At 49.2% G+C, this 12,968-nt stretch carries 11 protein-coding genes; 9 read left to right on the top strand and 2 right to left on the bottom strand.

The genetic code is table 11. The features are described from left to right. Positions 1–6: 6 nt before the first annotated feature. Together J0A67_RS07705 and katG are read right to left on the bottom strand one after the other, a co-directional pair. Complete coding sequence (locus J0A67_RS07705; protein ID WP_206568739.1) at positions 7–924, bottom strand: TolB family protein; 918 nt, start codon at positions 922–924, stop codon at positions 7–9. Positions 925–1,123: 199 nt separating this feature from the next. Then, a complete protein-coding gene (gene katG, locus J0A67_RS07710) occupies positions 1,124–3,406 on the bottom strand; it encodes a catalase/peroxidase HPI (RefSeq protein ID WP_206568740.1) in 2,283 nt (760 codons plus the stop codon). A 237-nt stretch (positions 3,407–3,643) separates the two neighbouring features. On the opposite strand from katG, the gene J0A67_RS07715 reads away from it, so the two are divergent. From J0A67_RS07715 to J0A67_RS07755, 9 genes are all read left to right on the top strand, one after another. Further along, complete coding sequence (locus J0A67_RS07715; RefSeq protein ID WP_206568741.1) at positions 3,644–3,898, top strand: hypothetical protein; 255 nt, start codon at positions 3,644–3,646, stop codon at positions 3,896–3,898. A gap of 166 nt (positions 3,899–4,064) precedes the next feature. Further along, a complete protein-coding gene (locus J0A67_RS07720) occupies positions 4,065–6,089 on the top strand; it encodes a M13 family metallopeptidase (protein ID WP_206568742.1) in 2,025 nt (674 codons plus the stop codon). 132 nt (positions 6,090–6,221) lie between these two features. Then, complete coding sequence (locus J0A67_RS07725; RefSeq protein ID WP_206568743.1) at positions 6,222–6,419, top strand: DUF6435 family protein; 198 nt, start codon at positions 6,222–6,224, stop codon at positions 6,417–6,419. Positions 6,420–6,449: 30 nt separating this feature from the next. Next, complete coding sequence (locus J0A67_RS07730; protein ID WP_206568744.1) at positions 6,450–7,145, top strand: SDR family NAD(P)-dependent oxidoreductase; 696 nt, start codon at positions 6,450–6,452, stop codon at positions 7,143–7,145. 11 nt (positions 7,146–7,156) lie between these two features. Beyond that, the gene (locus J0A67_RS07735) at positions 7,157–8,602 is read left to right on the top strand and encodes an SDR family oxidoreductase (protein ID WP_206568745.1); all 1,446 of its coding nucleotides are present in this window, start codon (positions 7,157–7,159) and stop codon (positions 8,600–8,602) included. Positions 8,603–8,910: 308 nt separating this feature from the next. Then, positions 8,911–10,377: an SLC13 family permease gene (locus tag J0A67_RS07740; protein ID WP_206568746.1), complete on the top strand. Its 1,467-nt coding sequence runs from the start codon at positions 8,911–8,913 to the stop codon at positions 10,375–10,377. Between the two features lie 284 nt (positions 10,378–10,661). Next, positions 10,662–10,826: a hypothetical protein gene (locus J0A67_RS07745; RefSeq protein ID WP_206568747.1), complete on the top strand. Its 165-nt coding sequence runs from the start codon at positions 10,662–10,664 to the stop codon at positions 10,824–10,826. Continuing rightward, positions 10,819–12,270 carry a sensor histidine kinase gene (locus J0A67_RS07750; RefSeq protein ID WP_241265113.1) on the top strand — a complete coding sequence of 484 codons (1,452 nt, stop codon included), beginning with the start codon at positions 10,819–10,821 and terminating at the stop codon, positions 12,268–12,270. Before J0A67_RS07745 ends, J0A67_RS07750 begins: the two co-directional genes overlap by 8 nt. Beyond that, complete coding sequence (locus tag J0A67_RS07755) at positions 12,270–12,947, top strand: LytR/AlgR family response regulator transcription factor (protein ID WP_206568748.1); 678 nt, start codon at positions 12,270–12,272, stop codon at positions 12,945–12,947. Before J0A67_RS07750 ends, J0A67_RS07755 begins: the two co-directional genes overlap by 1 nt. Positions 12,948–12,968: the final 21 nt, after the last annotated feature.

A 12,968-nucleotide genomic window follows, 5' to 3' on the forward strand; every position in this document is an offset into this window, starting at 1 on the left:
TAACCCTCACAGATCTTCCAATTCATACCGCACATAGGCAAACTTAGTGCTTCCTGGATTCCAAGACGGAACGTTAATCGTGCCTTGTCCGCCATAGAATTCCTCGGTCAGATCCTTCAGTTCTTTGGTCTGCAGGTCTAGCAGTCGAAGTTTTACTTGCCTTCCAAAAGGGTGCGCCTGCTTTTGGTCCTCCAAATAGGTGATGATGGTAGCGACTTGGTTGTTTGGAGCGATATGCGCAAACCAGTTGGAGTGGGCATCAAAGGTCATCTGTTCTGGCTCGGATCCATCCGGCTTCATCCGCCAAATCTGCATCATCCCCGAACGGTAAGAGTTGAAATAGATGTATTTGCCGTCAGGAGAATATTCCGGCCCGTCATCCAAACTTTCTTCCGTAGTGAGTCGGATTTCCTCACCGCCGTCGACGCTCATCTTGTAGATATCATAGTTGTCGTTTCTTGGCGCGCAATAAACGATGAATTTTCCGTCGGAAGACTCACCGTGCCAATAGGAGGGAGAGAGCGGGGTGATCTGTTCCGGTATTCCTCCCTCGGCGGATACTTTGAAAATATAGGAGGACCAGCCACTGACATCATTCTTTCCACTCGAGATAAACAGGGTTTTTCCGTCAAAAGAATAACCATGGTCGTTGTTTGCCTTCTGGACATCACCTGTATTCAAAACTCCCATTTTCGACCCATCCAATCCGATTTTCTCCAGTTTTCCTTGGCTGTTGATCAGGAGATAGCTGCCATCTGGAGACCAGTTTGGGGCTTCAAAGTGCCGGCTTTCTCTCAGGATCAACCGGGACTGTTTCTTCTCCAAGTCATAGAGGTACAGGGAACTAATTACCTTCTTTCCTTCTGGAATTTGCGCAAGGAGGGAATGGCATAGAAAGGACAATAGAAACAGGGACTTTTTCATGGATTTTGGGCTGATTTAGGTCTTTTGAGCTGCACACCCATTTGCGGCAGCTTTATTCTCCATAATCTACTGGAAAACAATCATATCTATGGCCAGTAGTCATGTAAAAGGCTAATTTTCCGGAGAATTGGTCCGTATTTAAAAAAAAACGAAAGGCAGCCCGAAGACTGCCTTTCTTTGTTGTTCAAGCAATGACTGGTCATAGCAGATCAAAACGGTCCAAGTTCATCACCTTGGCCCAAGCCGAAACGAAATCGTTGACGAACTTTTCTTTGGAATCGGAGCATCCATAGACTTCTGCAACAGCCCGAAGCTCCGAGTTAGAGCCAAAGACAAGGTCCACGCGGGTTCCAGTCCACTTAGGATCGCCGGTCTTTCTGTCGGTTCCCAGATAGATTGCGGGATTCTCGGGAGATTTGGCCCAAGCCGTTCCCATATCCAGGAGGTTGACAAAGAAGTCATTGGTGAGTTTGCCTGGCCGATCGGTGAATACACCGTGCTTGGAGTGGTCATAGTTGGTATCCAGCACCCGCATCCCTCCAACTAGAACAGTAAGCTCAGGCGCGGTCAGCGTCAGCAGCTGGGCTTTGTCTATGAGCATTTCCTCGGGAGAAACTCGGAAGTGATATTTAGTGTAGTTTCTAAACCCATCCGCCAAAGGCTCTAGGACAGCGAATGACTCCACGTCGGTTTGCTCCATCGTAGCGTCTGCGCGGCCCGGAGTAAAGGGCACCTCAACGTCAAAACCCGCATTTTTGGCAGCTTGCTCCACCGCCGCACAACCGGCCAAAACAATCAAATCAGCAAGGGAGACCCGTTTGGCACTAGCTTCATTTGAATTGAAGTCGTTTTGTATTCTTTCCAGAACGTCAAGCACTTTTGCCAATTGGGAGGGGTTGTTTACCTCCCAGTCTTTTTGGGGAGCTAATCGGATGCGTGCGCCATTTGCGCCACCGCGCTTGTCAGAACCTCTGAAAGTAGACGCCGATGCCCACGCTGTGCTCACGAGTTCGGAAATGCTCAGTCCCGAAGCAAGGATTTTCGTCTTCAGGCTGTCGATTTGTTCTTGCTCGATCAACGGGTAGGTCACCGTAGGGATAGGATCCTGCCAGATCAGATCCTCAGCAGGAACCTCAGGGCCGAGATATCTGGATTTTGGTCCCATATCCCGGTGAGTGAGCTTAAACCATGCCCTGGCAAAAGCATCAGCAAATTCGTCTGGATTTTCGTAAAACCGTCGGGAGATTTTCTCAAAACCCGGATCGAGCTTCAAGGACAAATCCGTGGTGAGCATAGTTGGAAGGTGCTTTTTGCTGCCATCAAATGCATCCGGAATTATGGCTTCCGCATTTTTTGCCACCCACTGATGGGCTCCCCCAGGGCTCTTGGTGAGCTCCCAATCGTAAGCGAAGAGGTTTTCAAAAAAATTGTTGCTCCAGCGGGTAGGGGTAGTAGTCCATGTCACTTCCAAGCCAGAAGTGATGGCGTCTTTGCCAACTCCAGACCCGTAGCTGTTGGTCCATCCAAAACCTTGGGCTTCCAAAGGCGCCCCCTCAGGCTCAGCGGCTACATAGTCCGAGGGTGCTGCACCGTGGGTTTTCCCAAAAGTGTGTCCTCCGGCAATCAACGCTACTGTTTCTTCGTCGTTCATTGCCATCCTACCGAAGGTATCCCGGATATCTTTCGCAGCTGCAACTGGATCCGGTTTGCCGTCAGGCCCCTCTGGGTTTACATAGATTAAGCCCATGTGGGAGGCAGCGAGCGGCTCTTCGAGATTTCGTCCGTGCATATCACCAGATGGGTCGTCGTCGGATACCACCACTCCGTGCTTTTCATCCACACCGTCTGATCCGCGACCGTAGCGGATATCCGCACCAAGCCACTTGTCCTCTGAACCCCAATATACCGACTCATCTGGTTCCCACACATCCTGTCGACCGCCGGCAAAGCCGAAAGTCTTGAAGCCCATGGACTCTAGGGCGACGTTTCCAGCCAAAATCATCAAGTCGGCCCAAGAGAGCTTCTTTCCATATTTCTGCTTTACAGGCCAAAGTAACCTTCGGGCCTTGTCCAAGCTTACGTTGTCTGGCCAGCTATTGAGGGGGGCAAAACGCTGCATACCGGCACCTGCGCCACCGCGACCGTCATGGATTCGATAGGTACCCGCGCTGTGCCATGCCATTCGGATAAAAAGTCCCCCATAATGTCCAAAATCTGCAGGCCACCAATCCTGGGAGTCGGTCATCACCTTCTCAAGATCAGCCTTTACCGCATCCAAGTCCAAGCTTTTGAATTCCGCAGCATAATTGAAATCCTTGTCCATGGGATCGGATAGGGAGGAATTCTGTCGGAGGATGCTGACCTTTAGCTGATTGGGCCACCAGTCCCGGTTTCGGGTTCCGCTTCCCGCGGCTTGTTTAGGCTCGACGTCTGCCGGCGCGGAGTGTCCGAAAGGGCATTTTCCCGCACTTTGATCTTTCATGTCTGACATAGTTTTGTGATGGTTAGTATGTGTTATTTAAGGTAGAAATTTTTGAAACTTTACCCAAGATAAGCCTGAATGGGTTAATAATTCAAATTGATTGTTTTTATGTTGTCATAGTATTTGTCTATAATTATGACGAGACTTTTAAGTAATCTTTCAGTCGGCTATTGAGCCATATTGTGCTTTTCCGGTGGTTGACTAGGGAAAAATGCCATCCCTGCCTATCTTTCCCCCATGTTTGAAAGCCCGGATTATCCACAGCCCCTGCGTGAAGATGTTTTTCAGTCTTGGATGGAAAATGGCAGATCCAGCAAGATAGGTTACCATTTCCTCCTCATCGTCTGGAACGTCTACGATGAAACCTACCAACCCGTGTTTGTGGAAAGCCGCGACGCCATCGCTTCCTACGATCGTTATCCCAACGCAAAGGGCGCTGAAGCCCTTATCGCTGCTTACGATTTGTATTCCGAGGTGAGGATTTCATTGTGATTGGAAAACTGGGGATGAAAGTTGGAAGGTGTTAAGGTTGCAGAGTGCCAAAACGCCCAAAAGCCTCATAAAATGTATCTCAAAATCCCTGATCCACCGACAACGGAATTCCGATATCGCTCATCCAAATTTTTCCTTAGCTTACTGTTGAAACCATCCCGACCTTATGAGAAATAGATTTTTGGCAGGGCTGCTGCTATTGGCGGCTTGCAACACCCAACAAAATCCCGAAGAAGAGACATCCGAGCGGCAGTTTGTAGAATTGGCTGGCATTGACTCCACCATCCGGCCCGGCGACAATTTTTTCATGCACGTCAATGGCAAGTGGTACAATTCTGCACAGATCGACGCCGACCAAGTAGGAGTGGGGTCTTATTCGTTTTTGAACATTCCTCAAAAGAAGCTTCTAGAAGATATTCTGACGGAAGTCTCCGCTTCTGAACACCCAACAGGAAGTATAGAACAAAAAGTGGGAGACTTCTACGCCTCCGGCATGGACACTGCCTCGATCAACGCCAAAGGCTTTGAACCTATCCTACCCAAACTTTCCCAAATCGAGTCCATTGCTTCCCTGGCGGATCTAGAGGATTATGTCGTGTCGGAGCTCCAGCACAGCAATGAGTCCCTGATCGGATTGAGGATTTCCCCAGACGATGAGAACAGCACTATCAACATCATACACCTGAGCCAAACTGGGCTGGGCTTGCCGGATCGGGATTATTATTTCAAAAGCGACTCCTCGACTTTGGGCATCCAAAAAGCTTATCTCACCTATCTTTCTACCTTGTTTCAACTAACTGGTCAAAGCCCGGCTGAGGCTGATGCGGCTGCCAACAAGGTTTACAACCTGGAAAAGCAGTTGGCGGAGTCTCACAAAACCCGTATCGAGCGCCGGGTGGTCAAGGAAAACTACCACAAAGTGGCCGTCGCCGATCTGGATCGAAAACACGGAAACATCGCATGGAAAAGCATTTTTGAAGGTCTGGGCTTGCAAGCAGACTCCCTCGATGTCCGCCAGCCAGCCTACTACGAAAAACTGGATGTACTCCTGAGAAGCGTGGCGCTGGAAGACTGGAAGATCTATCTCAGAGCGCATACGTTGAGCGACTACGCCAACTACCTCAGTTCACCCTTTGAGATAGCTGCCTTCGAGTACACCAAGGCCATCTCTGGGCAGTCAAAGCAATTTACCCGCGCTCAACAAATGGTCCAACAGGTGGACCAGCAGCTGGGATTTGACCTAGGCCAGCTATATGTGAAGCGGTATTTCGATGAAAATGCGAAGCAAAAAGTCTTGGATTTGGTGAACAACCTCCAAAAGGCTTTTGAACAACGAATCAATCAGCTTGACTGGATGAGCGACAGCACGAAGACTCAAGCCAAAGAAAAGCTGTATTCCATCACCAAGAAAATCGGCTATCCCGACAAGTGGCGGGAATATCCTGTCAGTATCAGTCGTGACAGTTATTTTGAAAATGTCCTGGCCCTGAAGAAGGACAATGCCCGATACCAACTGGAGAAGTTTGGCAAAGCTCCGGACAAAACGGAGTGGGGGACTACGCCAAGCACGGTGACCGCCTATTACAATCCTTCACTCAACGAAATCGTGTTCCCGGCCGGAATCCTCCAATACCCTTATTTCGATCCCAACGCTGACGATGCGATCAACTACGGCGGAATCGGCATGGTCATCGGCCATGAACTTACCCATGCCTTTGACGATCAGGGGGCCCAGTTTGACAAAGAAGGTAATTTGAAAAACTGGTGGACCAAAGCCGATTACGAGAAATTCAAAACGAAAACCCAACTGCTGATCGACCGCTACGACAGCTTTACCGTGCTGGATTCGGTGCATGTCAAAGGCGCGATGACCATAGGCGAAAACACGGCGGACAATGGCGGAATCTACATCGCCTACGATGCCTTCAAGCTCACGGACCAGGGGCAAGACACGATGAAAACTGACGGGCTGACGCCTGATCAGCGCTTTTGCTATTCCATAGCCCGGATCTGGCGGGTAAAAACCCGTGACGAATTCATGCGCACCTATGTCAACACCAACTCCCATTCACCGGCGATGTGGCGCGTCAATGGTCCGCTGATGAATTTTGAGCCGTTTTACGCTGCGTATGGAATTCAGCCCGGCGACGCGAACTACAAGGCTCCTGAGGAGAGGATTAAGATTTGGTAGGATGGGCTGGGGCTTTCCAAATACATAATCAGTACAAAAACGCCTTCAGGAAAAAGAAGATGCTTCCGTTTAGGAAATGCTCCTTGCCACGATAACAATTTCCATCCTGTTGTGTTCATTTAAGAAAACCGCATGTTTTCCCTTTTCAAAAAAGATCCCCTGAAGTCCCTTGAGGCCAAGCGGAAAAAACTGCTCGAAGAAGCGATGCAAGTCCAGCGGTCCGGCGACCTCAGGCTCTACGCTGCCAAGATGGAAATGATCGACCATTTAGAAAAAGAAATTGAAGTGCTGCGTGAGGCCTCGACTGTGCGCGGTGCGAAGGGAGGATGAACAAATTGGCTGCCGGGTGGTTTTCGGACTATGGCAAACATCTTGATTATTGGCGCATCCTCCGGGATCGGCTTATCCCTTTCCAAAAATTTGATTGCTGACGGACACCGCGTCTTTGGCACTTTCCGCAAGACTGAGATCACCCATCAGGGATTTGAAAAAATCCAACAGCTCGACGTCCTCGGCGACTCGCTGGATTTGGGTTTTGTTCCGGAAATATTGGATGGGATTGCCTATTGCCCAGGCGCGATTCAACTCAAGCCTTTTTTGCGGATCAAACCGTCAGATTTCATAGACGACTACCAGCTGCAGTTTCTGGGTTCGGTAAAGGTACTCCAAGCCTGCCTGCCTAATCTGAAGAATTCCCCAAGTTCGTCGATTGTACTTTTTTCCACCGTGGCTGTTCAGTTGGGGTTTAATTTTCACTCTCTGGTAGCATCGTCCAAAGGGGCAATAGAAGGCTTAACCAGAACCTTGGCAGCAGAGTTCGCTCCGAAAATCAGGGTTAATTGTATTGCTCCATCCATCACCGATACTCCGCTTGCGGGCACTTTGCTGAATAGCGAAGAAAAAAAAGAGGCCAACGCCCAGCGCCATCCACTGAAAAAAATCGGAACCTCAGAGGACATCGCCAATCTGGCAGCGTTTCTGTTGACCGACAAATCCGCCTGGATCACTGGCCAGGTGCTGCATGCAGATGGGGGAATATCCAGTCTTAAAGTCTAAAGGACCGATTCATGAAAATCCTACTCACTGGCGCTACTGGCTATATTGGAAGAAGGTTGCTTCCGGTCCTGATAGAGGCAGGCCATCAGGTTTTCTGTCTTTTGAGGGACAAGCGAAGGTTTGACTGGGATGACTTTTCCGAGGAATTTTTGAAAAATGTCTCCGTGGTAGAAGCGGATCTCAATGAGCCTGATTCGCTAAAGGGCCTGATCTCGGAAGTCGACGTCGCTTTCTATCTGGTTCATTCGATGAGTTCTTCAGATCCGGATTTTCAGGCACTGGAAGCCAAGTCGGCGCAACATTTTGTCCAATTTCTTGACACAACATCCTGTAAACACCTGATTTACCTTAGCGGAATTGTCAACGACGCGAACCTTTCTGACCACTTACTTTCCCGCAAAAACGTGGAAGATATCCTGGCAAAAGCCAGGGCCCCGCTCACAGTGCTGCGAGCTGCCATCATCATCGGCTCCGGCAGCGCTTCGTTTGAAATCATCCGCGACCTTGTCGAAAAGCTTCCGGTGATGGTGGCGCCAAAATGGCTCAATACCAGATGCCAGCCAATCGGTATACGGAATGTCGTCGAATATTTGAGTGGCGTGATGATGAAGCCGCAAGCCTACAACCAAACCTTTGACATTGGGGGGACGGAGATTCTTACCTACAAACAAATGTTGCTCGGTTTCGCCAAAGTGCGTGGGCTAAAGCGAGTGATCATCACTGTTCCGGTTTTGACACCGAAACTCTCTTCTTTGTGGCTTCTGCTGGTCACTTCGACCACTTTTTCTCTTGCCAGAAGTTTAGTCAGCAGTATGAAAAACGAAGTCGTCTGCCGGGACAACCGAATCTTGGAAATCGTGCCCATCAAGCTGAATGATTATATGGAAGCTTTGCAACTTGCTTTTGACAAGATCAGCCAAAAAAATGTGGTATCTACCTGGAAGGATTCGATCTCGCTCTATGGCATAACCAACTATTTCAACGAAAACATGCAAGTGCCCGAGCACGGGGTATTTACAGATCAGCGTTCTGTCGCGTTCGAGCGCGACAAAGAAGAAGTTATCGAAAACATTTGGTCAATAGGCGGCAACCGCGGCTGGTACTTCGGCAACTGGATGTGGAATGTCCGGGGATCGATGGACATCCTCGTGGGCGGGGTCGGCATCAGGCGGGGAAGGCGGAGCGATACCGAATTGTGGGCTGGAGATGCCCTTGATTTTTGGAGAGTGTTGGTTGCAGACCGATCCATTGGGCGCTTGCTTCTGTATGCCGAGATGAAGTTACCGGGCGAAGCTTGGCTGGAATTTAAATTCAAAAATGAGGGAACTAAAACTGTTTTACAACAAACCGCTACGTTTCGACCTCTTGGTCTTTGGGGTCGATTATATTGGTATTCGGTGCTGCCGTTTCATGCCCTGATCTTTCCGAAGATGTTAAAAAATATCGTGAGAAAGTGACCATGGATTACACCGTTGGTGCGGGATTTTTGATAAAAAAAAAGTTTGCATTTGCGGCATGAAAGGTTTGGAAGAAAATCATGCTAAGCCCAAGATCGCCAATAGAAAAATGCTTAACAGGATTTCACAAAAAGCAATCGAGAAACTGTACGGTGCTACGGTCGCGACAGATGGGAGCAACTGAATCATAATTATTGATTTGTTTTATAATTTACATTATGTTAAATAAAACTTGAAACCTTCTCTTTCCGATTCTTTTTCTATCTTCCCTTCCGAATCCTTTTTACCACCAAGCCTTCCCCTTTTAGATGAACAATTGGCTTCCCCGACTGGGATTGTACCTCGGCCCTTTGACTTTCCTTGCACTGATCTTTTTGCTGGACTCCCCAGGACTCAATCCCGAAGCCAAATCCATGCTTGCACTTACGGCTTGGATGGCGATCTGGTGGATCACCGAAGCACTGCCCATCGCCGGGACGGCTTTGTTGCCGCTGATCCTGATGCCAATCCTGGGTCTTCTCCAGATCGGTGACGTCTCCGCCAACTACATGCATCCTACGGTGATGCTCTATATGGGCGGCTTTCTCTTGGCCACCGCCATCGAAAAATGGAATCTCCACAGAAGGATCGCACTTAGCATAATAAACTTATTAGGCACTGACCTTCGGACGACGGTGCTGGGATTTATCATGGCCACCGGATTTCTATCGATGTGGATCTCGAATTCGGCCACGTCACTGATGATGCTTCCTATTGGTTTGGCCGTTGTCAGCCAGTTTAAAGCGCAATTAGGTCCTTCGAACGAACTCCTTGCTGACAAGCTCGGCAAAAACATCATGCTGGGAATCGCCTACTCCGCCTCCATTGGCGGCATGGCCACGCTGATCGGCACGCCCACGAACGCGATACTCTCAGCAGTGATCAAGCAGCTCTACAACTACGAGATCGCGTTTAACGAATGGATGCTCTTCGGATTTCCATTTGCGCTTATCTTGCTGATTATCTGCTGGTATTATCTAGTCAGCTTTGGCAATAATTTACCCAAATCCTTTCAACTTGACGATGCCAAATCGGTGATTTGCACCCAGCTGAAATCTCTAGGAAGAATCAGTTTTGAGGAAAAAACCGTGCTACTCATCTTTGGGCTGGTCTGCTTTTGCTGGATTACGCGGAGTTTTTTGTTGGCAAAGTTCATCCCCGGACTAGACGATACTATCATTGTCCTTACGGGAGTGGTACTGTTGCTGATCCTCCCCTCGTCCACGGCCGGCAAGCGCATCCTTGACTGGAAGACAGCGGAGCAGATTCCCTGGGGAGTGCTGATACTCTTTGGGGGTGGCTTGGCACTGGCAGAAGGCTTTCAAAGCACGGGACTGGCAGAGTGGATTGGACAGAAGTTTACCCTGCTGGAAGGCGTGAGCTTTTTTATCCTTCTTTTGGTCATCATTGCCTCCGTCAACTTCCTCACCGAAGTCACTTCCAACGTGGCCACGGCGTCCATGCTGCTGCCGATCCTGGCTTCCGTGGCGATCAAACTGGATCTGCATCCCTTTGGGCTGATGGTAGGCGCGACTCTGGCGGCGAGTTGTGCTTTTATGCTTCCGGTAGCGACGCCTCCCAATGCCGTTGTGTTTGGCTCCGGCTACCTTCAGATGAAAGACATGGTGAAGGCGGGCCTTTGGCTGAATATCCTCTCTATCGTGATCATCACGTTGATGGTGTACTTTATTCTTCCCTGGCTTTGGGGAATTGAGTTGGAGAAGTATCCTTTCTAATATGTCGGATGACCGATGTCGGGTGTCGGATGCCTCTCTTCGAATTAACGACTCTCGTCGCTCAGGTGCTCAGGGTGACTTTCCTCCCTACTTCCCGACCTCCTACCTCCTGCTTTCATCCAAACTGAGACTTCCTGCTTCGAACTGCCCACTTTCTTCAAATCCACCCCCCAAATCCCCGGTTTCGTCACATTTTTTTGATCTGCCTACTCGCTTGAGGTAATGTTGGTAAAATTTTCAACGAGAAAACTAAACCAACTCTTTATCTCTACCCAGTCCTATCCATGGATGCAAGCACAAACAGGAGAAACGACAGAAGTACGGCATTCTACCTCATCATTGCGGCCGCGCTGCTGTACAACCTGATCTTGTTGTTTGCATCCAAGGAGAAGGCCCAACCGCTAGCCAAATCGGAAAATGAACGAACTACAACCATACGCTATGAATAGTCTTTACCTTTCGCCCATGAAATCCAAAAGCCTCGATTTCCGCCAGATTGAATGGTGGATCGTCACCACCGCCTTCTTGGCAATCATACTCTTCAACCTCTTCGGTTTCAGCCCCGGCTTCCATGAAACCTCGGGATTCAGGATATTCCAATACGTATCCCGCTTGGCCATTCCCCTGGTACTTTATGTCTCCTTTCATTTGATACACATGGTCCTGATCCCAAAATATGAAAGGGATCAAAAACCGGCTCTGCCGATCATCTTTACCTTTTTGATTGCTATCGTTTCGCTGACTATCTGTGCAATTCTGGCCTACCAGACAGATTTGGTGCGGGCACCATTTCCCAGCTTTTACCTCGGAGTAGTGGGTATCTATACCTGCTACCTGATCGGAGCCTATATCCTGACACAGGCGCTGACGCCACCTAAGCTGCGGGATTTTCAGATCTATAATATAGTCCGATTGGCGTTCATCTACTTGTTCGCTATTCTTTTCCTGATCCAAATCATGAGCATCACCAATCCAGGGCCCTTGATCGTCTTTGGAATGGTCGTGCCGGGATTGGTTTTCCTTGGCCTGTATCACTACTATCTGATCTACCGAAACAAAGTCGCCGGCAAGATCAAACGCTCCCGCTGGTTTAACTGGGGACTCATGGGAATGATCTTGTTTGTATTCTTTTTGATAGCTGTGGATACCCATCATGGAGAGGAAATATTCTTTCTCGGAGGCCTACCTATCGTAGCTTTCCTGCAGGTGGTGCTTTTTCCACTGGCTACGCTAATCTTCAAAAAATACGACTCCTATGTCGGCCGGATATCCACGCTGACCAACCAAGTCGACCACGGCAATGCCAGCATGGATTTCCTCCGCTCCCAGATCAATCCGCATTTCCTTTTCAATGCGCTCAATACGCTCTACGCCAGTGCGCTCCTGGAAAATGCGGACAAGACTGCCGACGGCATCCAAAAGCTAGGCGATATGATGCGATTCATGCTCCACGAAAACCAACTTACCCGCATCCCGCTTTCCCGTGAAATTGACTACCTGAGAAACTACCTCGATCTGCAGATGCTGCGCTTTGGCTCCCAGGCAAATCTAGAGATGGACATCCAAATCCAAGATGGCGCCTGCCATGGTGACATCGCACCGATGCTATTGATTCCCTTTGTGGAAAACGCCTTCAAACACGGCATTTCCGCCAAGGAAAAATCCTGGATTAGACTGAACTTAAGATGCATCTCCGGGTCAGTACATCTAGACTTGGTGAATAGCGTACATCCAGAAAAACCGGTAGCAGAAAAATCCCGTGAAGAATCAGGAATCGGGCTCGAAAACGTGAAAAGCCGTCTCGCACTACTCTATCCCGAGCAGCACAATCTTAGCATCATATCTAACGATTCCGATTTCTTTGTCCATCTTTCTGTCCAAATCCACTCCTGATGATCAAGGCAATTGCCATAGACGATGAATCTTTTGCTCTGGAAGTCATCAAGTCGCATGCTTCTAGAGTTCCTTTTTTGGAACTGGAGGCGACTTTCACCGATGCGGTGCTGGGCCTGGAATACCTAAAAACCAATGCCGTCGGCCTGGTTTTTCTGGACATCAACATGCCGGATATCTCCGGGATAGACCTTGCCGCGCTGGTGCCAAAAGAGACTTTGGTCGTGTTCACCACCGCTTATTCCGACTATGCTGTCAAGGGCTTTGAGCTCGATGCCCTGGATTACCTTCTTAAGCCCTTCAACCTCAGCCGCTTTCTGAAATCCTGCCAAAAAGCCCAAGAATGGATAGAGCTGCAGCCCAAAAATGAATCCGCATTTCTATTTGTGAAGACTTCGGATGGGCAAGTTCGCGTGGACTTTTCGGATCTGTACTACTGCGAGGCTCAGGGAAACTATGTGAATTTCCAGGTGGAGAGGGAAAAGATCATCAGCCGAATGACGCTATCGGAAACGGAAAGGCTGTTGCCTTCCTATTTTATCCGTACGCATCGCTCTTTCCTGGCCAACAAAAACTTGGTGAATAAGGCTGAGCGCCACCAACTTCATCTCGGCAATCATAAGGTACCCCTGAGCTCTTCTTATATAGATGAGGTCATGGAAAAGCTGAAAGTCTGATTCGCCGGTCGCAGTTATCAG

It is taken from the genome of Algoriphagus aestuariicola (assembly GCF_017254835.1).
GTDB lineage: Bacteria > Bacteroidota > Bacteroidia > Cytophagales > Cyclobacteriaceae > Algoriphagus > Algoriphagus aestuariicola.